This window comes from Paraburkholderia sp. BR10141, assembly GCF_056155635.1.
Map to the genome: position 1 here is coordinate 56,413 of NZ_JBMIQH010000032.1, position 18,316 is coordinate 74,728.

The following is an 18,316-nucleotide window of genomic DNA, read 5'->3' on the forward strand; positions in this document are numbered from 1 at the left end:
GTGGGACGATCGTCGGAATACCTGCAAGATTTCTGGAAGGCGTATATATTGCGCGGTTATGACCGAAAAAGACAAACCTGTAAAAATGGCTCCGAAAGCGGTGCCGCCGCCGCGCACGTGGGACGCTCGCGCGGCGCGCTGGCTTGTCACTCCGCTTGTACCCACGCGCGTTACCCCGAATCATCTGACCACGCTGCGACTCCTGATTGGCGTTGCCGGCGGCTTTTTTCTGGCGCGCGGAGACTTTCTGCACGTCAATATTGGCGCGTTTCTGATCGTACTGTCGAATTTTGTCGATCATACCGACGGCGAACTGGCGCGTATCGGCGGTAAAACCAGCCGCATCGGGCATTTCTACGATCTCGCGGCGGACGCGCTCGTCACCGTCCTGCTGTTCCTCGGCATGGGCTACGGCCTCGGCGTCGTGGCCGCCCACACCGGCGCCGAATGGCATGTGCCGCCGGCCGTGCTGGGCGGCATCGCGGGCGTCGCGGTCGCCGTGATCTTTTTCCTGCGCATGCGCATCGAGGAAATGGCCGGCAAGGCGGGCACCCAACAGGCGTTCGCCGGCGGCTTCGAGACCGAAGACGTGCTGTATCTGCTACCCCTTGTCACGCTGACGGGCGTCGTGTCGCCGTTCATTATCGCGGCTTCGATCGGGGCGCCGTTGTTCGCCATCTGGGTGGTGCTCGACTATGTGCGCGTGACGCGCCGCCTGCGCCCCGCCAAGGAAACCCGCCAGGTGTGGAGCAGCAGATGAGCCTGCAAGCAGAACAAGAACAGGTCGTAGCGCCGCGCGCCCCCGCGCCAGCCCGCGCCTCACGCGCGGCGGCTGGCGAGCCGGACGGCGCGATCGGCCGCGCGCTGCAGCCGCTGAACACCGCGCGCCTGCGCGATGACTATCAGAGCCAGGGCTCGTTCCTGTATCTCGCCGATTTTCTGCCCGCCGACGCCACGCAACAGTTGATCGACGCGGCCAACGCGCTGCTTCCCGAAGTCAACCGCAACTATCTGCCGGGCCACAAGGCGGGCGGAAGCGTGAGCCGTCACACCATCGACCGCCTCGCGCCGTACATCGCCGAGCTTTACCGCTCGCCGCAGCTCATCGCGTGGCTCGAAAAGATCACGGGCGACCGCCTGCAGCTTTCGCCCGAAGACGACCCGCACGCTTACGCTCTCTATTACTACACGCGCGCCGGCGATCACATCGGCTGGCATTACGACACGTCCTACTACGACGGCCGCCGCTATACGGTGCTGCTCGGGGTAATCGACGAGTCGTCGTGCAAGCTCGACTACGAACTGCACACGAAAGACCCGAACAAGGCGGATGAGCCGGGTTCGGTGCAATACCCGCCGGGCGCGCTCATCGTGTTCGACGGCGACAAGCTTCGCCATCGCGTCACGCCGAGTCTCGAAGGCGAAGTGCGCGTTTCGCTCACGCTCGAATACGTGACGAACCCGAATATGCGCCCGTGGCGGCGTTTCATTTCGAACATGAAGGACGCGATTGCGTACTTCGGTTTCCGCCAGGTGTTCCGCAAGGCATTCGGAGGCAAGGCGTGAGCCGTGCTGCCATCCTGCTGTTGTCGATCGGCACGGCGCTCTTCATTGCGCTGCTCGCCTGGCAGGGGCTCGGCTCGGTCACGGGCGCACTTGCGGCCGCGGGCTGGGGCCTCGTCCTCGTCGCGGCGTTCCACGTCGTGCCGCTCGCACTCGACGCGGGTGCGATCGCCGTGCTCTTCGGCCGGGACGAGCGTGTCGATCAGCGCGATGCATTGCTCGCGCGGTGGACCGGCGAATCGGTGAACAGCCTGTTGCCCGCGGGCCAGATCGGCGGCCCCGTGGCGATGGTGCGCCAGCTCGGTCAACGCGGCATGTCGATGCGCAATGCGGCTGCGGCCATCACCGTGAGCACGACGCTGCAAGCCGTCGCGCAGATCGTCTTCGCCGTATTCGGCATTGTGCTTTTTTCGGCCTACGCCGCGAATGGCGCGCCGCGCGACCTCGGCGTCGCCGCGCTGATCGCGACCGCCGTGCTCGGCGGCCTGATCGCGCTGTTTTGTGTCGCGCAGCGTCGCGGTCTGTTCGGCCGCCTGCTGCGTCTGGCATCGAAAGTGTTCGGCCAGCGCGACTGGTCGGCGCTTGCCACGCGCGCCGACGCGATCGACGAAGCCGTGAAGTCGCTTTATGCCCGGCGCGGCCGCGTGGCGGCCAGCTTCGCGCTGAGCCTCGCGGGCTGGCTCGTGGGCACGGTGGAAGTGTGGCTCGCGCTGCGCTTTCTCGGCCATCCCACAGGCTGGATCGATGCGCTGCTGCTCGAGAGCATCGGCCAGGCGATTCGCGGTGCGGCCTTCGCCATTCCTGGCTCGCTGGGCGTGCAAGAGGGCGGTTATCTGCTGCTCGCGCCGCTCGTCGGCCTGCCGCCCGAGGCGGCGCTCGCGCTCTCGCTTGCCAAGCGCGCGCGAGAAATCCTGCTCGGCTTGCCGGGCCTTCTGTATCTGCATTTCAGCGAACGTAGCTGGCAACGCCGACGCGCCTTGCGCGTCTCCGCTGTCGAAGTCGCCGATTGACCTTTTTCTTCCAAGGAACGTTTGCGCATGCGCGCCATCATTCTCGCGGCAGGCCTCGGCCTGCGCCTTCAGCAACCCGCTGGAGAACAGTTTCCGAAATGTCTGCTGCAGTTCGAGGGCGTGACGCTGCTCGAACGCCATCTGCAATTCCTGGAAGAGGCGGGTGTCACGGAGGTCGTGCTCGCGCTCGGTTTCCAGCCTGAGCTGGTCGAGGCCGAACTCAAGCGCATCGGCTGGCCGCACAAGGTCGAGGTCGTGATGAATCCGCGCTTCGACCTGGGCAGCGTGCTCACGGTACATCGCACGGCAGAGGCGCTTACGCGCGGCGGCGATGTGCTGCTCATGGACGCCGACGTGCTCTACGACGAGCGCGTGTTCGCACCGCTCGTGGCGGGCGAGGCGCCTGCCAACCGTCTCTTGATCGACCGCGACTTCGAAGCCGGCGACGAGCCCGTGAAGCTGTGTCTGCGCGACGGCGTGCCCGTCGAACTGCGCAAGCAGCTGGCGGTCGGTCTGAAATACGACACGATCGGCGAGTCGGTGGGATTCTTCCGCCTGAACGAAGCGACGGCGCGCCGCTTTGCGCAGATCGTCGAAGGCTATGTCGATACGGGCCGCGCGAACCTGCCGCACGAAGAAGCGCTGCGCGACCTGCTGCTCGAACGCGGCAGCGAGTTCGAAACCGCGGACGTCACCGGCGCGCCGTGGATCGAGATCGACTTTCCCAACGACGTCACGCGCGCCGCGCAGCAGGTGCTGCCGCAACTGCGTCCCGTGGTGAGCCGCGTGAAGCAGGCCGCTATCTAAAGCGCATCTGCGCGGATTGCCCGACGCAGATTGCTCGAATCAGGCCGCGAGGTCTGTCTCCGCATGATGGCGGAGGCGGGCTTCGCGGCTTTTATTTTTTGCGCGCGCGTTTGCTGCGTGGCGCACACGCAAAGGGCGCCGCTTCATCTGTTGCCGGGTTCCCGTTTTCCGCAACAAGGGCGATAATGGCAGCTTTACGCCATCAGCCACGCTGATCGTCGTTCCTGCCCATGCCATTAGCCCTCGGCACATTCATCGTTCCGCTCATTGTCGCGTGCTCGATGTTCATGGAGAACGTGGACGGGACGGTCATCGTCACCGCGCTCCCCGCACTGGCCCGCGATCTCGGCCAGGACCCCATCACACTCAAGCTGGCCGTCACGAGCTACGTGATCGGCCTTGGCGTGTTCATCCCGATCTGCGGCTGGGTGGCCGATCGCTTCGGCTCGCGCAATGTGTTTCGCACTGCCATCGGCATCTTCATGGCAGGGTCGCTGTTGTGCGCGGCTTCGCGCTCGCTCGAGATGTTCGTGGCCGCCCGCTTCGTGCAGGGTATCGGCGGCGCGATGATGGTGCCGGTGGGCCGGATCATCATTTTCCGCTCGCTGCCCAAATCGGACTTCATTCGCGCGGTCAACTATCTCACGGTGCCCGCGCTGCTTGGCCCGGTCGTGGGGCCGCCGCTCGGCGGGTTCATCACCACGTATCTGCACTGGCGGCTGATTTTCTTCATCAACATTCCGATTGGCGTGCTCGGCATCTGGCTCGCGAACCGGCATATCGAGAACATGCACGAGGAGCATCCTGGGCGGCTCGACTGGGTCGGCTTCGTGCTCTCTGCGGGTGGGGCGTCGCTGTTCATGCTCGGCCTCTCGCTCGTGGGCGGCGAGATCGTGGCCACCGGCACCGCGGTGACGATGTGCGTGATCGGCGCGTTGCTGCTGGTGACCTATTGGTTGTATGCGCAACGTGTCGAGCGACCCGTGCTCGATCTGAAATTTCTGCGCATCCCCACCTTCAATGCGAGCGTGGCGGGCGGGTCGCTGTTTCGCATCGGGCTCGGCGCCGTGCCATTTTTGTTACCGCTCACGCTGCAGGAAGGGCTCGGCATGACGGCGTTCGCTTCAGGCGCCATCACTTGCGCTTCGGCGTTCGGCTCGATCTTCATGAAGGCGATCGTCTCGCGCGTGCTCGGGCGCTTTGGCTTTCGCCGCACGCTGATGGTCAACGCGGTCCTCGCGGGCACGGCCATCGCGATATGCGGCTCGTTTTCGCCGGGCATGCCCGTGTGGCTCATCTGGGTCATCGTGCTCGCGGGCGGGATCTTTCCTTCGCTGCAATTCACCGGCCTCAATTCGCTCGCCTACGCCGATATTCCGACGCGCGACATCGGCCGCGCCACGAGCGTGGCAAGCGTGATCCAGCAGGTGTCGCTCGGCCTCGGCGTGACGATCGCGGGCCTCGTGCTGCAGATCTCGCACCGGGTGCAAGGGCATTCGGCCATTGTCTGGTCCGATTTCTGGCCCGCGTTTCTCGTGGTCGGGCTCTTTTCGGCAGCGTCCATTCCGGTGACGATGCGTTTGCCCGCGAATGCGGGCGACGAAATTGCGCGCGGCCGGCGCGGCGAGGCCTGATCCAGTCCAGAACGGACGCCGTCTTGCACGGCAGCGGAATCAGCGGATCGCCGGATCGCAATCGTTTTCCTGGCGTGCTATAAGGCCAAGGCAGGTTTCTGGTAGGCCAACAAACCGAATCATGGGGTGAACTCGATGAAGCTGGTTGAAAAAACGAAAATTTCCGCTGCCGCTCTCGCACTGCTTTCGCTATCCGCCTTGTCCACGGGCTTCCTCGAAGCCACGCCGGCCTTTGCGAAGGATACGCAGCAACGCCCTGCGGTCCTCAATGCATCCGCCGTGGCCGTTGCCGACAAGTACGCGGCCGACGCCGCCGAGCAGATCCTCAAGGAGGGCGGTAACGCCGTCGACGCGGCGGTCGCCATCGCCTTCTCGCTCGCCGTGACGTACCCCGAAGCCGGCAACATCGGCGGCGGCGGGTTCATGACGCTCTACGTGAACGGCAAGCCGTACTTTCTCGACTATCGCGAACGCGCGCCGCTCGCCGCCACGCGCACGATGTACCTCGACGACAAGGGCAACGTGATCCCGGGCAAGAGCCTTTACGGCTACGACGCCGTGGGCGTGCCGGGGACGGTCGAGGGCATGTGGGAGGCGCAGAAGCGCTTCGGCAGGCTGCAATGGAAGCAGGTGCTCGCGCCGGCGATCAAATATGCGCGCGACGGCTTCGTCGTGGACGAGCAGCTCGCGAAGCGCCGTGAGGCCGCGGAAAAGGACTTCGCCGGCAAGACCAATTTCGACGACTACTTCGGCAACCTGAAGGAGGGCGTCACATTCAAGCAGCCCGATCTCGCCAATGTGCTTACGCGCATTGCGAACCAGGGCGCGAAGGACTTCTATGACGGCAAGACCGCGGATCTGATCGCCGCTTCGATGAAGGGTCACGGCCTCATCACGAAGCGCGACCTGCAGGAGTACAAGGCAGTGTGGCGCCAGCCCGTGGAGGCGAAGTGGAACGGCTACGAGATCATCACTGCGCCGCCCCCGAGCTCGGGTGGCGTGGGCCTCGTGCAACTGCTCAAGATGAAGTCGATGCTGGCGCCGCAATTCAAGGATGTGCAGCTCAATTCGCCGCAGTACATCCATCTGATCGCGGAGATCGAGAAGCGCGTGTTCGCGGATCGCGCGCAATATCTCGGTGACCCCGACTTCTACAAGGTGCCGGTCGCGCAGCTCACCGACGACGCGTACCTCGCGAAGCGCGCTGCCGAAGTCGACCCCGACAAGCCATCCGACACCAAGAGCGTACAACCGGGCCTCGGCACCTCGATGCCTGAGAAGGCGGAGACGACGCACTTCTCGGTGGTCGACAAGTGGGGCAACGCCGTTTCGAACACGTACACGGTCAATGGCTACTTCGGTTCGGGCGTGGTCGTGCCGGGCGCCGGCATCGTGCTCAACGACGAGATGGACGATTTCGCGTCCAAGCCCGGCGTGCCTAACATGTTCGGCGTGGTGGGCAGCGACGCGAACGCGATTGCGCCGAAGAAGCGTCCGCTTTCGTCGATGACGCCGACCATCCTCACGAAGGACGGCAAGGTGGCGCTCGTGATCGGTACGCCGGGTGGCTCGCGCATCTTCACGTCGGTGTTCCAGGTCATCAACAACAACTACGACTTCGACATGCCGTTGAAGGACGCGGTGGCGGCGATGCGCTTCCACCACCAGTTGTTGCCGCCCAACACGATTTTCTGGGAGCCGTATGCGCCGATCGACGGCGAACTCGCCAGGCAGGTCGAGGCGAAGGGCTACGTGCTGAAGGCGCAGGACTTCAACGGCGACATCCAGGCGATCCGTATCAACGGCGATACGCCCGACGCGGTTTCCGATCCGCGCGGCCGTGGCGTCTCGCGTCTGATCCAGTAAAAACCGCGACGCCGATGCGAAACGATGCGCTGCGCATGAAAGCAAACCATTTCGCATCGGCAAGCTGGCATGAGGCGGCAAAAGTTTGCATGACGTGAGCGTTTGTCCTCAAATCTGGGGATGCCGCTCCGTAATTCATCGCGTACTATGCAACCTCCGGCGGAAGACAGCCCTTTGCCGGCGTGTGTTTTTCTTGGGGCGGCATTTGCCGCCCCATTTTCTTTTCGGCATGCACGCTTCACGCTTCACAGTCGCACTGCATATTGAATACGTCAGGCGAGAACATTAAGCTCTGATGTTTGCGTCGCCGCGCAAGCGGGGCGCGCGCCCACTTCTCATCGCACCCGAGCATGGACCTGACGAGCCGCGAACTCGCGTTGATCGCCGACGTCTTCAAGCTGCTGGCCGACCATATCTTGCCCGAGGGTGCCTTGCGTCTCGAAGTGGGGCGGCGCCTGCTCGAACTGCTGCGCGCCGACGGCCTGCATGCGGGCGCGGACCTGTTCGTCTGGTCGGGCGAAGAGTATCTCGATCATCTGCGCATCGGGCGCGGCAAGCGGCGCGAGCATCTTTCCGATCGGGAGCTGGCGCTGTTCGATCTGGTGCGCCCGGCTTTCATCGCCGCGCTGGCGCGCTCGCGCGCGCAGACGGGCCACGTTCAGCCGCCGCCAGCCGACCCATCCACTGCGGATAACGAAGCGATCAACCGCTTGACGCGGCGCGAGCGCGACGTGGTCGCGCTCGTGGTGGAAGGGCTGCTCGACAAGGAGATCGCCGAGCGGCTAGGCATTTCCTATACGACCGTGCGCACCCATCTCGATCGTTCGTTTCAGAAACTCGGCGTCAGCAACCGCTCGCGCCTCGCGCGACTCGTGCAGTCGACGCAGCGCTGAGGCGTGCCGCGCTTCCCCTTATTCCGGCACGGCTGCCGAAACGTTCTTGCCTGCGGCGTCGATCAACCCGAGGCAGGTTTGCGCGTTGCCGATCCGCTCGATCGCGAGCAGCGCGAAGCGCGCAAGAAAGAGCGGGCCGTTGACTTCGCCCAGATTGGTCATGGTCTTGCACAGCTGCGTGTAGACGGTGTCGAGTTCGCTGTCGGTCATGGCTTTCTCTATCTGTACTTGATTCCGCCAGCGCTCAGGCGCACAGCGCATGGTCAAGGGCGGCGAGCGCCTGCGTGGCGACTGTGCCGGCTTCGGCGTGCCAGCGGCCGAGCACGTGGCCGTCCGGGCGCACGAGGTAGAGCGTGCCGGGCTTGGCGCCGTACATCGGGAACAGGCGTCCCGTTCGGTCCCAGCCGCTGCGGCGTGATGCGTCGTCGGGCTGGCGCTGTGCGAGCGGCACCAGCGCGAACGGCAGCGCGCGGGCGGCCAGCGTCGTTTCGAGCGCGGCGATCGGGGCGGGCGTCGCGCCATCCTCGCTGAAGTAGAACGCCGTAAAGCATGGCGCGATCAAGTCGGTCATGTGCCCTTCACGCACGCCAGCCTGATCGACGATCGTGAGCGGGCATTCGGGCAGCACCGTGCCCGGCACCGGACCGCTCGCGAATGCGTCGGAGGCCGCGTTGAGCGGCGAGGCCGCGTAGGCGATGGCCGAAGTCTGGCGCGGATTGATCAGCGAGCGCACGGCGGCGTGCTCGCGCGCGAGGCTCAGCACGGCGGTGCGCATCAGGTCGAAGGCGAACGACGGCGGCGCCATGAATTCCGTGCTCTTCGTGCCATAGCTCAGGTTTTCGTGCGCGGCGTAGACGCGCTCATCGGAGTAGCTGTCGAGTAACGCGTCGCTCGCGAGCCCCTTCACGACATACGCGAGTTTCCACGCCAGGTTGTCGGCGTCGTCGATGCCGGAGTTCGCGCCGCGTACGCCGAAGATCGGCACGAGATGCGCCGCGTCGCCCGCGAACAGCACGCGGCCGTGGCGATAGCGCTCGAGCGTGAGCGCGTTGGCCTTGTAGATCGTGATCCAGACCGGCGACCACGATGCCTTCTCGCCCATCATGTCGAGCAGGCTCTGCACGCGCGGCATGACGTTTTCGGGCTTGATCGCTTCGTCGGCGTCCTCGCCGTCGCGCAGCTGATAGTCGATGCGCCAGACGTTGTCGGGCTGCTTGTGGACGAGCACGGTCGAGCCGGGATTCGACGCCGGGTCGAAATACGCGAGCCGTTCCGTCGGCCGCGCGCTGTCGAGCAGGATGTCGACGATCACATAGCGGCCCTCATAGCTCGTGCCCTGAAGCTTCAGGCCGAGCGACTCGCGCACCGTGCTGCGGCCGCCGTCCGCGGCGATGAGCCAGTCGGTCTGCGCGGTGTAATCGCCTGCGGGCGTGGAGAGCGAGAGCATGGCGCCATGCGCGTCTTCGTGCAGGGCCGTCACCTTCGTGCACCAGCGAATGTCGATGAGATCGGCGTGCCGCTCCGCTGCGTCGAGCAGGAACTGCTCGATGTGGTACTGCGCGAGGTTGACCATCGGCGGAAGCTTCTGGTTTTCGTCCTGCGGCATCGTGAAGTGCAGCACTTCGTCGTTGCGATAGAAGCTGCGCCCACCGGTCCACGGCAGACCTTTGGCGAGAAAGCCGTCGAGCGCGCCGAGGCGCTCGATGATTTCGAGGCTGCGGCGCGAGATGCAGATCGCGCGGCTGCCGTAGCAGACCGATGCGTCGGCTTCGATCAGCACCGAGCGCACGCCGTGCTTCGCGAGGCCGAGCGCGATGGCGAGCCCCACTGGACCGCCGCCGACGATCGTCACGGCGTGGCGTTGCGCTTCACGGCCGCCTTCGAGTTCGGGCAGGCGGGCGGCGTACTGCCTGGCCTCGAACGGATAGGGTTTGAATCCGGCGCTCATGGGGATTGCGTCTCCGATACGTAAGTCTTGTGCTTGCCGGCATGCCCCGAGCGGGGCGCTGGCGATGAAGGCAGTATGGAGCGCGAGGCGCGGCCCGCTGTCCTCAATTTGGGTACAGGGGGCTTACGGGGGGATATTTTGCGCAGTGGTTTTGTGCGCGCGCTTGCGGCGGTGTTTAACCGTGATCCGTCGCGAGACAAAGCGCAAACAGCTGCCGCTGGCTCGAAATGCCCAGCCGCTGATACGCGCGTTTCTGATACGTCACCACACTGCTGGGCTTCACGCCCATGCACTCGGCAATTTCAACCGCGCTACGCCCTTCGAGCACCCCGCGCAGGGCATCGAGTTCGCGTTTGGAGAGCGTGGGGCAGAGCCCGCGCAGGCGCGCGAGCATCATCTGAGGAATGCCGAGCTGGCTCTGGCCGCGAATCGTGTAGTGATGCCGGGCCGACTCGCCGATCAGCGGCGCGAGCGATTCGACCAGTTCCACTTCGCCCGGCTGAAAATTGCCGGCGTCGCTTTCGCGGTACAGGTTCACGGAGAGCCAGATGTCGGCGGCGGGCTGCAGCAGCAGCGAGAGCCGGTCGGATACGTTGGGCGTGGCGTAACACGCGGTGCGATAACCATCGTGCGCGATGTCCGCGCTGCTTTGCCAGTGCAGCACCAGCGACGAGCCGGGCTTGTCGGCCGAGGCGCCGGAAACGATCTGCTGATTGCCGTCGAGCGCGTAGAAGAGGCGCGCGTAGGTGTCGGCGACGTCGCGCAAAAAGCGCCCGCCGCGATGATCGGCCACGGAAACCGTGCGCGGCCGGTTGCCGAATTCGTAGGCGAACACGGTGCACTGCGTGACCGACGTCGCCGGGCCGAGCATGTTCAGCACTTCGGCGGCGAGTGCGTTGGCGTCGTCGCGGCCGATGGCCGAAACGAGGCTGGTGACGCGCGAGAGGTCTAACTGACCTGCCTGCCTCGGTCGATCGAGATGCCAGTAACGCATGTGTCTTGACGGAAAACGGCTGGAAAAAGCAACTTTTACGAGATTAGCACCGTTTCGCATCGCCGCGAAAGCGCCGGCAGCGGGGCCGGATCGCCCGCCCGATGCCGCCGCGAAGCCTGCGTCAACGAGAGCAAGGAATGGCACGTTGGGGTAATCTCCACCCTCGGCCGGCGCGGTATGCGCGCCACGTTTCCTTACCTGAATATCCCTGCGCGCAGGTTATCTCGAAATGTTGACGCTCCCCACCGCGATTCCACCCGATTTCGGCGCCGGAGCGGTCTTTCTCAGCGTACTCGTCACGCAACTGGGCGTGCCCGTCCCGGCCGCGCCGGTGTTGATTCTCGCGGGCACGATGGCGGCGAGCGGCGAGACGTCCTACGGGAGCCTGCTGGCAGCGGCCGTGATCGCGACGCTGCTCGCGGATTCGCTGTGGTTCGCCGCAGGCCGCAAGCGCGGGCGGCGTCTGCTCAATGGGCTCGTGCGTTTTTCGCTGTCGCTGGACACGACGATCCGCATCGCGCGCAACGTATTCGAGCGCTACGGCGCGCCCATTCTCGCGGTGGCGAAGTTCGTTCCGGGGCTCGGCCTGATTTCCGCGCCGCTGCTCGGCACGACGACGGTGGCGGTTCACGTCTTCCTGCTGTGGGACACGGTCGGCGCGGCGTTGTGGGCGGGCACCTGGCTGCTCGGCGGCGCGGCGCTGCATGCGGAAATCGTGCGATTCGCGGCGTTCGTGCGCGCGAACGGCATGACGATTTTCGACGTGCTCGCCGTGGCGGGCGTGCTGTTCCTCGCCTGGCGCTGGCTGCGGCGCATGCAGTTCCGCCACTGGCTGGCGACGCACCGCATTTCGCCCGATCAGCTCGACGAGATGATGAAGTCGAGTGCACCGCCCATCGTGCTCGACGCGCGTCCGCAAGCCGTGCGTCAGAAGGAGGCTTACCGCATTCCCGGCGCGCGGCCGCTGAATCTCGAATCGAGCGAAGAACTCTCGCCCGAGCTGATCGGGCGTCCGATCGTCGTGTACTGCGTGTGCCCGAACGAGGCGACGGCCAAGCGCATCGTCGATCAGTTGCGCAACAAGCACATCTATCACGCGCGCGCGCTCAAGGGCGGGCTCGACGCGTGGGAGCGCCACGGTTATCCGGTCGAGCCGCTGTCCAACGAGTTCCACGCGGCCCATGCCCATGCCGATGAGCTCGAAGCGGGCGAGGAAGCCGAATATACCGTGCGGGCAAGTCTTTCCAAATAACGGTGGTCCTGCCGCCGCGCGTTGTCAGGCGCGCGGCGGGACCTACGCGCGCTGCCTGCGCGAGCCGCCGCCCACGTTCTGTCCCGCATCGCGCGCCATCTGCGCATAACCCCACACCGAGATCAGCGTGAGCACGCCGGCCGCGAGGAAGGCGAGCCGGAAGTCGTCGAGCGTGAACACATGGCCCGTGGTTTCGCCGTTCAGGTTCGCGGCCACGCGCAGCGCGAGCGCGCCGAACGCAATGCCAAGGCCGATCGTCATCTGCGCCGCGGCGCTCCAGAGCGTGCTGGCCGCGCTCATTTGCGGCTGCGCGACGTCGGCGTAGGCCAACGTGGCGAGGGTGGAAAACTGCATCGAGCGCGCCATGCCGTAGACGAACACGACGATCAACACGATAACGAGCGGCGTGCCGGGCGTGAGCAGGCCGCACGCGATCAACGAGACACCGGCAACGCTGACGTCGACGACGGAAACGAGCCGGAAGCCCCAGCGTTCGAGAATGCGCGTCGTGAGCGCCTTCATGCCGAGATTGCCGAGCGCGCTCGCGAGCAGCAGCAGGCCGGACTTGAACGCCGTAAGACCGAAGCCGATCTGGAACATCAGCGGCATCAGATACGGCGCCGCGCCGATGCCGATACGCGTGATCGAGCCGGTCACGATCGTGACGGAAAAGGTCGGAACCTTCAGCGTGGAAACATCGACGAGCGGGTGCGGATGGCGTTTCGCGTGCACGAACGCGACGACCCCGATCGCGACGCCTGCCGCCACGAGCGCCATTGCGCGCCACGGATTCTGGCCGACCTGGCTCGCGAGTTCCGCGCCGTAAAGGATGGCGGTCAGCGCGGCGCCGCTCAGCACGAGCCCCGCGACGTCGAGCGGCCGGCGCTGTTCGCCGCGCAGGTTCGGCACGATGGCGGCGATCGCCGCGAGCACGGCGATGCCGAACGGCACGTTCAGCAAAAAGATCCAGCGCCACGACGCGTAGGTCGTGATGAAGCCGCCGATGGGCGGTCCCACCACGGGCGCGGCGATAGCGGGCCAGGTGATCGTCGAGATCGCCTGCATGAGCTTGCTTTTCTCGGTGCTGCGCACGACGATCATGCGCCCGACCGGCACCATCATCGCGCCGCCAATGCCTTGCAGAATGCGCGCGGCCACGAACTCGTCGACGTTCTGCGAGATCCCGCACAGCACGGACGCCACCGTGAACGTGACCACGGCGCTGAAGAACACGGTGCGCGCGCCGCAGCGGTCCGCCACCCAGCCGCTGGCCGGAATGAAGATGGCGAGCGCGAGCATGTAGGCGGTCACGCCAAGACTCAGGCTATTCGGGCCGATGCCGAACGAGCGCGCCATCTGCGGCAGCGCCGTGGCGATCACGGTCGTGTCGAGGTACTCCATGAAGAACGTGGCGGCGACGAGGTACGGCAGCCAGCCGACGCCGGGGGAACGTTGTGCGGGAGCGGTCATTGCGCCTCCACGCAGCAGCGGAGAATCAATGCGATCTTGTTACGGAGCATGGGCAGGCAGCGGAGATATTGCCGATCGGTACGTTGCGGACCGGATAGTGAAGCACAAAGCCCGCGGCGAAAGGCGACAGTTTCCATCAGGCAAAAGCATCTGTACAGCCGCGCGGCGGTCCGCGGCGCGGCGAGCCGTTCGCCGTGTGACCCGCGCGGCAAGCCCGAATCGAAGCGCGTAGACTCGTCCGCTGTCGGCATCACATCGTCAACCCGTTGATTAATGGAGAGTCGGAAATGGAATACCGTTTTCTGGGTGCGTCCGGAATGAAGGTGCCGGTGCTGAGCTTAGGCACCGGCACGTTCGGCGGCAAAGGCGAGTTTTTCGAGGCCTGGGGCGCAACCGATGTCGCCGAAGCGCGCAAGCTCATCGACATTTGCCTCGACGCTGGGGTCACGATGTTCGATACGGCCGATATCTATTCGAGCGGCGCGTCGGAGTCGGTGCTCGGCGAGGCGCTTAAGGGGCGCCGCGACAAGGCGATCATCTCGACCAAGGCGACCTTCCGCTTCGACGACGAACCCAACAACGTGGGCTCATCGCGCTTCCACCTGAAGCGCGCGGTCGACGCGGCGCTCAAGCGTCTGCAGACCGACCATATCGACCTGTTCCAGTTGCATGGATTCGATGCGCGCACACCGGCCGAAGAGGTGCTGTCCACGCTCGACGAACTGGTACGCGCAGGCAAGGTTCTCTACACGGGCGTGTCGAACTTCTCGGGCTGGCACCTGATGAAGTCTCTGGCCGTGGCCGATCGCTACGGCTATCCGCGTTACGTCGCGAACCAGACGTACTATTCGCTGATCGGCCGCGACTACGAGTGGGAGCTGATGCCGCTCGGGCTCGACCAGGGTGTGGGCGCGGTGGTGTGGAGTCCGCTGGGCTGGGGACGGTTGACGGGCAAGATCCGGCGCGGCCAGCCGCTGCCGGAGAAGAGCCGTCTGCACAAGACGGCGGAGCAGGGGCCGCCGGTGCCGGACGAATACCTCTTTCGCGTACTCGACGCCATCGACGAGATCGCGCAGGAAACCGGCAAGACCGTGCCGCAGATCGCGCTGAACTGGCTGCTGCAGCGGCCGACGGTCGCGACGGTGCTGATCGGCGCGCGCGACGAGGCGCAGTTGCGCCAGAACCTCGGCGCGGTCGGCTGGAACCTCACGCCCGAGCAGGTGGCGAAGCTCGACGCCGCGAGTGCTGTGCGGCCTGTGTACCCCTACTGGCACCAGGAGGGTTTTGCCGAGCGCAACCCGTCACCGGTGTAATGAGTCGCCTCGCCCGGTGAGGCTTCATCAAGCCGCTTCGGTCTGGCGCAGGATCTGGGTCGCGCCCAGATGCAGCGCCAGCGCGAAGAACTCGCGCTCCGCGAGATTGAGGGTCTTCGCGGCGGCCATCGCGCGGTAGTGATCTTCCGGGTGCAGGAACAACTTCACTTCGACTTTCGACTGACGGTTCTGCGCGGACTCCATGGATGCTTCTCCTTCGGTAACCGGGCGCTCGGCCCGTGACGGGTGCGAAGCCCATTACCGGGCGTCCATACGCGCAAAAGCGCGCGCCGTTTGCCGCGACGTGAATAGCAGCATGAAAACGGCGATGACGCGGAGTGGGCCTTTCAAGTTCGCCTGCCGCGGCGCGTGCGCGACGGCAGGACACGCGCGCTGAACTAGCGAAGCGTGGGACGACGCAATGCGCCGGTAGTGCGATTGAAGCCGGGATGAGACAGGTGATGCGACGGCGGGGCAACGTGCTGCATAGCGACCAACCTCCGGAATTCTTCTTCTTGTGCGGCAGGGCGCCGCATGTAGTACGGGCCAGAGTGTAGTCGGGTTTTGTCCTAGGGTAAACCCCTAATTCGAAAAGAATTATTGCGCAGATTGAGAAAATCGCCCGACAAGACCTGGAAATGCGCTGTGGACGCACTTCAATTCATGCGGAATGCATAAGGGGAGTGTGAATGGGGCGGCGTGAGTCGCCGCCCCGGCGCTGGCCAGAAGTGAGCCTGGCAGTCAGCGTGAAGGCGTGGGGCGCATCAGCGCCCGGCCATTATTCCTCGACGCGCTTGCGCAGGCGCGCACGCGCTTCGCCGAGCGACAGGAACTTGCCGTGTGCTTCGTCCAGCACAGTGACCTTGCCGTGGCCGATGTCATAGACCCAGCCCTGCAGTTCGAGCTGGCCCTGGGCCACGCGCGCCGCCACGGCGGGGTGCGTGCGCAGGTGCGTGAGTTGCAGGCGGACGTTTTCTTCCACGAGCGCCTGAACGATCTGGTCGTCGTCCAGACCGCGGGTTTTGACCACGCTGCGCGCGGCTTCCGCGTTGCGTAGCCACGCGTGCACGGTGGGCATGTCGGCCGTGGCTTCCGCGCCCGAGGCGAGCCCCTTCATCGCGCCGCAATCGGTATGGCCGCACAGCACGATCTGCTTCACGTTGAGCGCGAGCACCGCGAACTCCACGACGGCGGAAACGCCGCCGAGCATTTCGCCGTACGCCGGCACGATATTGCCGATGTTGCGGCACACGAACAGATCACCGGGCTTGGCCTGCGTGATCATTTCCGGCGAAACGCGCGAGTCGGCGCAGGTGATGAAGAGCGTGTGCGGCGCCTGGCTGTGGGCGAGGCTGCGGAACAGCTCCTTGTTGCCCGGGAAAACGTGATGAGTGAATTCTTCCACGCCGTCGAGCAGGTGTAACAGGTCGCAGCCGCACGAATCGGAGTGACCGTCGTGCGAGTGGGTGTTGTCTGGCATGGATGTTTCTCTCTTTATCATGAATCGACACTATCGAATGGCAACAGCGGGAGTTTACGCTGAGCCGACCCCTTGCGGATCGGAAAACTTCGCGTCACGTTGCCCCGGCCAGCCGTTTCCCCGGTACTCAATCGTCGAACCCGCGGGATATGCCGATAAACCGGCAGAAAAGACGGCTAATTACCGGAAAGCGTGCTGCTGCGAAGGCGCTGACGCGTCGTGCGTTTCCGTTCGAAAAGAGATTTTCTCACGCCGGGTGCAATTGGCACACCCGCGGTGTCGCCGGTGATGTCGGGATCATGAGGAAGGAGGAGCCGCGACCGACCAGTCGGTCGGCGCGCTCACCACGCCATGCGCCATTGACCTGAAGATTGGCCAGGGGTGTCGGGCAACAGCGTGTCGCCGGGCGGTGTCGTGGCGTCCGAGAAGTCGGAGAGAATCTCGTCGCGCAGCCGCACGAAGCGCGGATCCGCGCGATCGCGCGGGCGCGGCAATGCCACGTCGACGATGCGACGAATGCGGCCGGGGCGCGGCGCCATCGTCACGACGCGCTCGCCCAGGTAGATCGCCTCGTCGACATCGTGCGTGACGAGGATCATCGTGATGCGTTCGCGTTCCCAGATGCGCAGCAGTTCGTTTTGCAGACGGCTGCGCGTGAGGGCGTCGAGTGCGCCGAAGGGTTCGTCGAGCAGCAGCACGCGCGGGCGATTGACGAGGCCGCGCGCGATCGCCACGCGCTGCGCCATGCCGCCCGAGAGCTGATGCGGATACGCCCGCTCGAAGCCCGTGAGGCCCACGAGTGCGATGTGCTCGGCCACCGCGTCGTGTTTTTCGCGTGCCGACAGCGGGGCGTTGCGCAGTGCCGCCAGGATGTTCTGTTCTGCCGTGAGCCAAGGAAACAGACGATGATCCTGGAACACGATGCCGCGCTCGAGCGAGGTGTCGCCAACACGTTCGCCGCGCATCATGATGGCGCCGCTATAGCCCGCGTCGAGGCCGGCGATCAGGCGCAGCAGCGTGGATTTTCCGCATCCGCTCGCGCCGAGCACGCTCACGAATTCGCCGGGGCGCACATGCAGCGTCACGTCGTCGAGCACGACGAGCGTGGACTCGCCCGTGCCGTAACGCTTGCTCACATGCAGAATGTCGAGTCCGGCGGGTTCAGTGGCGCTCATCGGCTTTTCTCCAGTTTCTGTTGATTGGTAGTCCGGATCATTGGGCGGTGATGTGCAGCCGCGCCAGCACCGTTCGCTCCACGCGCCGAGCGAGCGCATTGAGCGCCCAGCCGATCGCGCCCACGACGACGATGCCGAACAGCACGAGGTCCATGCGGAACTGCTCGCTGCCGTCGATCAGAAGATTGCCGATGCCGCTGCCCGCCACGAGCAGATACTCCGCGCCGAGCGTGGCGAGCCACGAATAGATGAGCGCGAGATAAAGGCCCGTAAAAATAGAGGGCAGCGCGGCGGGCAACAGCACGTAGCGGACAAGCTGCAGGCGCGAATAGCGCAACGCCCGCGCGAGTTCGACGTATTTGCGTGGCACGGCGTGAATGCCGTCACACGTATGGGCGGCAACCGGGAGCAGCGCCGCGAGCGAAAGGAAGACCACCTTGGCGGCGTCGCCGAGCCCGAACCATACGGAAATGAGCGGAATCCATGCGAACAGCGAGATCTGCTTGAAGGTGTCGAAGCTCGGCCCCACGACGCGTGCGGCGATGCGCGAAAGACCCAGCGCGCCGCCCAGCAGGAACCCCGCGGTCGCGCCGATGGCAAAGCCGCAGGCTTCGCGGGCAAGCGACGCCGAAAGCGCGCGGAACAATGCACCGCTTTCGATTTGTTCATAAGCGGTGCGAATCACATCGCCGGGACTCACGAGCAGGCCGCTTTTCACGAGATGCGAGGCGCTCAAGGCCCACCACAGCGCGATGGCGACGAGGGGCAGGGCGGCGCCACGTAAATCGACAGTGCGGCGCGGCCTCGCTTCGGTGGCAGCGTCACAGGCGCAATCGGGACGCGCGGATGCTCGTGCAAGCGATATCTTCATGGCGAATTCTCCCTTGTCCTCAATGGCGGCAGTTATTCAT

Annotated in this window: 17 protein-coding genes; 9 read left to right on the plus strand and 8 right to left on the minus strand. The window is 65.2% G+C overall.

All coding sequences use genetic code 11. From position 1 onward, the window contains the following. Window positions 1-58: 58 nt before the first annotated feature. From ACOJB8_RS32225 to ACOJB8_RS32255, 7 genes are all read left to right on the plus strand, one after another. Entirely contained in the window at window positions 59-760 is a 702-nt protein-coding gene (locus tag ACOJB8_RS32225) for a CDP-alcohol phosphatidyltransferase family protein (protein ID WP_368684768.1), read from the plus strand. Next, window positions 757-1,566: a 2OG-Fe(II) oxygenase gene (locus tag ACOJB8_RS32230; protein ID WP_368618471.1), complete on the plus strand. Its 810-nt coding sequence runs from the start codon at window positions 757-759 to the stop codon at window positions 1,564-1,566. Before ACOJB8_RS32225 ends, ACOJB8_RS32230 begins: the two co-directional genes overlap by 4 nt. Beyond that, the gene (locus ACOJB8_RS32235; RefSeq protein WP_475016179.1) at window positions 1,563-2,573 is read left to right on the plus strand and encodes a flippase-like domain-containing protein; all 1,011 of its coding nucleotides are present in this window, start codon (window positions 1,563-1,565) and stop codon (window positions 2,571-2,573) included. The genes ACOJB8_RS32230 and ACOJB8_RS32235 overlap by 4 nt, the downstream gene beginning before the upstream one ends. Before the next feature lie 27 nt (window positions 2,574-2,600). After that, window positions 2,601-3,380 (plus strand): phosphocholine cytidylyltransferase family protein, encoded by a 780-nt coding sequence (locus ACOJB8_RS32240; RefSeq protein WP_069267455.1) that lies wholly within the window; start codon window positions 2,601-2,603, stop codon window positions 3,378-3,380. Between the two features lie 230 nt (window positions 3,381-3,610). Continuing rightward, entirely contained in the window at window positions 3,611-5,014 is a 1,404-nt protein-coding gene (locus tag ACOJB8_RS32245) for an MFS transporter (RefSeq protein WP_069267456.1), read from the plus strand. Between the two features lie 135 nt (window positions 5,015-5,149). Continuing rightward, entirely contained in the window at window positions 5,150-6,880 is a 1,731-nt protein-coding gene (gene ggt / locus ACOJB8_RS32250) for a gamma-glutamyltransferase (protein ID WP_069267488.1), read from the plus strand. Window positions 6,881-7,230: 350 nt separating this feature from the next. Then, the gene (locus ACOJB8_RS32255) at window positions 7,231-7,773 is read left to right on the plus strand and encodes a helix-turn-helix transcriptional regulator (RefSeq protein ID WP_475016181.1); all 543 of its coding nucleotides are present in this window, start codon (window positions 7,231-7,233) and stop codon (window positions 7,771-7,773) included. Window positions 7,774-7,791: 18 nt separating this feature from the next. Here the strand turns inward: ACOJB8_RS32255 and ACOJB8_RS32260 are convergent, their stop codons facing one another. From ACOJB8_RS32260 to ACOJB8_RS32270, 3 genes are all read right to left on the minus strand, one after another. Beyond that, window positions 7,792-7,983 (minus strand): hypothetical protein, encoded by a 192-nt coding sequence (locus ACOJB8_RS32260; RefSeq protein WP_069267458.1) that lies wholly within the window; start codon window positions 7,981-7,983, stop codon window positions 7,792-7,794. A gap of 34 nt (window positions 7,984-8,017) precedes the next feature. After that, a complete protein-coding gene (locus tag ACOJB8_RS32265; RefSeq protein ID WP_475016183.1) occupies window positions 8,018-9,721 on the minus strand; it encodes an FAD-dependent oxidoreductase in 1,704 nt (567 codons plus the stop codon). 175 nt (window positions 9,722-9,896) lie between these two features. Continuing rightward, the gene (locus ACOJB8_RS32270; protein WP_368728443.1) at window positions 9,897-10,715 is read right to left on the minus strand and encodes a helix-turn-helix transcriptional regulator; all 819 of its coding nucleotides are present in this window, start codon (window positions 10,713-10,715) and stop codon (window positions 9,897-9,899) included. 229 nt (window positions 10,716-10,944) lie between these two features. Between ACOJB8_RS32270 and ACOJB8_RS32275 the strand changes: the two genes are divergently transcribed. Continuing rightward, a complete protein-coding gene (locus ACOJB8_RS32275; protein WP_069267461.1) occupies window positions 10,945-11,967 on the plus strand; it encodes a VTT domain-containing protein in 1,023 nt (340 codons plus the stop codon). 42 nt (window positions 11,968-12,009) lie between these two features. Here ACOJB8_RS32275 and ACOJB8_RS32280 read toward each other — a convergent pair whose 3' ends face one another. Beyond that, window positions 12,010-13,437, minus strand: a complete 1,428-nt coding sequence (locus ACOJB8_RS32280) for a DHA2 family efflux MFS transporter permease subunit (protein WP_475016185.1) — start codon at window positions 13,435-13,437, stop codon at window positions 12,010-12,012. Between the two features lie 287 nt (window positions 13,438-13,724). Here ACOJB8_RS32280 and ACOJB8_RS32285 point away from each other — a divergent pair, with 287 nt between their 5' ends. Beyond that, window positions 13,725-14,750, plus strand: a complete 1,026-nt coding sequence (locus ACOJB8_RS32285) for an aldo/keto reductase (RefSeq protein ID WP_368728445.1) — start codon at window positions 13,725-13,727, stop codon at window positions 14,748-14,750. A 27-nt stretch (window positions 14,751-14,777) separates the two neighbouring features. Here ACOJB8_RS32285 and ACOJB8_RS32290 read toward each other — a convergent pair whose 3' ends face one another. The 4 genes from ACOJB8_RS32290 to ACOJB8_RS32305 all read right to left on the minus strand — a co-directional run bounded on the left by ACOJB8_RS32290 (window position 14,778) and on the right by ACOJB8_RS32305 (window position 18,276). Next, the gene (locus ACOJB8_RS32290; protein ID WP_154677984.1) at window positions 14,778-14,954 is read right to left on the minus strand and encodes a hypothetical protein; all 177 of its coding nucleotides are present in this window, start codon (window positions 14,952-14,954) and stop codon (window positions 14,778-14,780) included. Window positions 14,955-15,528: 574 nt separating this feature from the next. Further along, on the minus strand, window positions 15,529-16,230 hold the full coding sequence (locus ACOJB8_RS32295) for a carbonic anhydrase (RefSeq protein WP_069267464.1): 702 nt from the start codon (window positions 16,228-16,230) through the stop codon (window positions 15,529-15,531). A gap of 341 nt (window positions 16,231-16,571) precedes the next feature. After that, window positions 16,572-17,405: an ABC transporter ATP-binding protein gene (locus ACOJB8_RS32300; protein WP_342946320.1), complete on the minus strand. Its 834-nt coding sequence runs from the start codon at window positions 17,403-17,405 to the stop codon at window positions 16,572-16,574. Window positions 17,406-17,442: 37 nt separating this feature from the next. Then, window positions 17,443-18,276 (minus strand): ABC transporter permease, encoded by an 834-nt coding sequence (locus tag ACOJB8_RS32305; protein ID WP_475016188.1) that lies wholly within the window; start codon window positions 18,274-18,276, stop codon window positions 17,443-17,445. Window positions 18,277-18,316 lie beyond the last annotated feature (40 nt).

Bases quoted from the DNA above. Each gene is read 5' to 3' on its own strand.
- ggt (WP_069267488.1), top strand. From the start codon at position 5,150: ATGAAGCTGGTTGAAAAAACGAAAATTTCCGCTGCCGCTCTCGCACTG.
- ACOJB8_RS32300 (WP_342946320.1), bottom strand. From the start codon at position 17,405: ATGAGCGCCACTGAACCCGCCGGACTCGACATTCTGCATGTGAGCAAG.
- ACOJB8_RS32230 (WP_368618471.1), top strand. From the start codon at position 757: ATGAGCCTGCAAGCAGAACAAGAACAGGTCGTAGCGCCGCGCGCCCCC.
- ACOJB8_RS32275 (WP_069267461.1), top strand. From the start codon at position 10,945: ATGTTGACGCTCCCCACCGCGATTCCACCCGATTTCGGCGCCGGAGCG.
- ACOJB8_RS32260 (WP_069267458.1), bottom strand. From the start codon at position 7,983: ATGACCGACAGCGAACTCGACACCGTCTACACGCAGCTGTGCAAGACC.
- ACOJB8_RS32265 (WP_475016183.1), bottom strand. From the start codon at position 9,721: ATGAGCGCCGGATTCAAACCCTATCCGTTCGAGGCCAGGCAGTACGCC.
- ACOJB8_RS32280 (WP_475016185.1), bottom strand. From the start codon at position 13,437: ATGACCGCTCCCGCACAACGTTCCCCCGGCGTCGGCTGGCTGCCGTAC.
- ACOJB8_RS32245 (WP_069267456.1), top strand. From the start codon at position 3,611: ATGCCATTAGCCCTCGGCACATTCATCGTTCCGCTCATTGTCGCGTGC.
- ACOJB8_RS32240 (WP_069267455.1), top strand. From the start codon at position 2,601: ATGCGCGCCATCATTCTCGCGGCAGGCCTCGGCCTGCGCCTTCAGCAA.
- ACOJB8_RS32270 (WP_368728443.1), bottom strand. From the start codon at position 10,715: ATGCGTTACTGGCATCTCGATCGACCGAGGCAGGCAGGTCAGTTAGAC.
- ACOJB8_RS32225 (WP_368684768.1), top strand. From the start codon at position 59: ATGACCGAAAAAGACAAACCTGTAAAAATGGCTCCGAAAGCGGTGCCG.
- ACOJB8_RS32285 (WP_368728445.1), top strand. From the start codon at position 13,725: ATGGAATACCGTTTTCTGGGTGCGTCCGGAATGAAGGTGCCGGTGCTG.
- ACOJB8_RS32290 (WP_154677984.1), bottom strand. From the start codon at position 14,954: ATGGAGTCCGCGCAGAACCGTCAGTCGAAAGTCGAAGTGAAGTTGTTC.
- ACOJB8_RS32255 (WP_475016181.1), top strand. From the start codon at position 7,231: ATGGACCTGACGAGCCGCGAACTCGCGTTGATCGCCGACGTCTTCAAG.
- ACOJB8_RS32305 (WP_475016188.1), bottom strand. From the start codon at position 18,276: ATGAAGATATCGCTTGCACGAGCATCCGCGCGTCCCGATTGCGCCTGT.
- ACOJB8_RS32295 (WP_069267464.1), bottom strand. From the start codon at position 16,230: ATGCCAGACAACACCCACTCGCACGACGGTCACTCCGATTCGTGCGGC.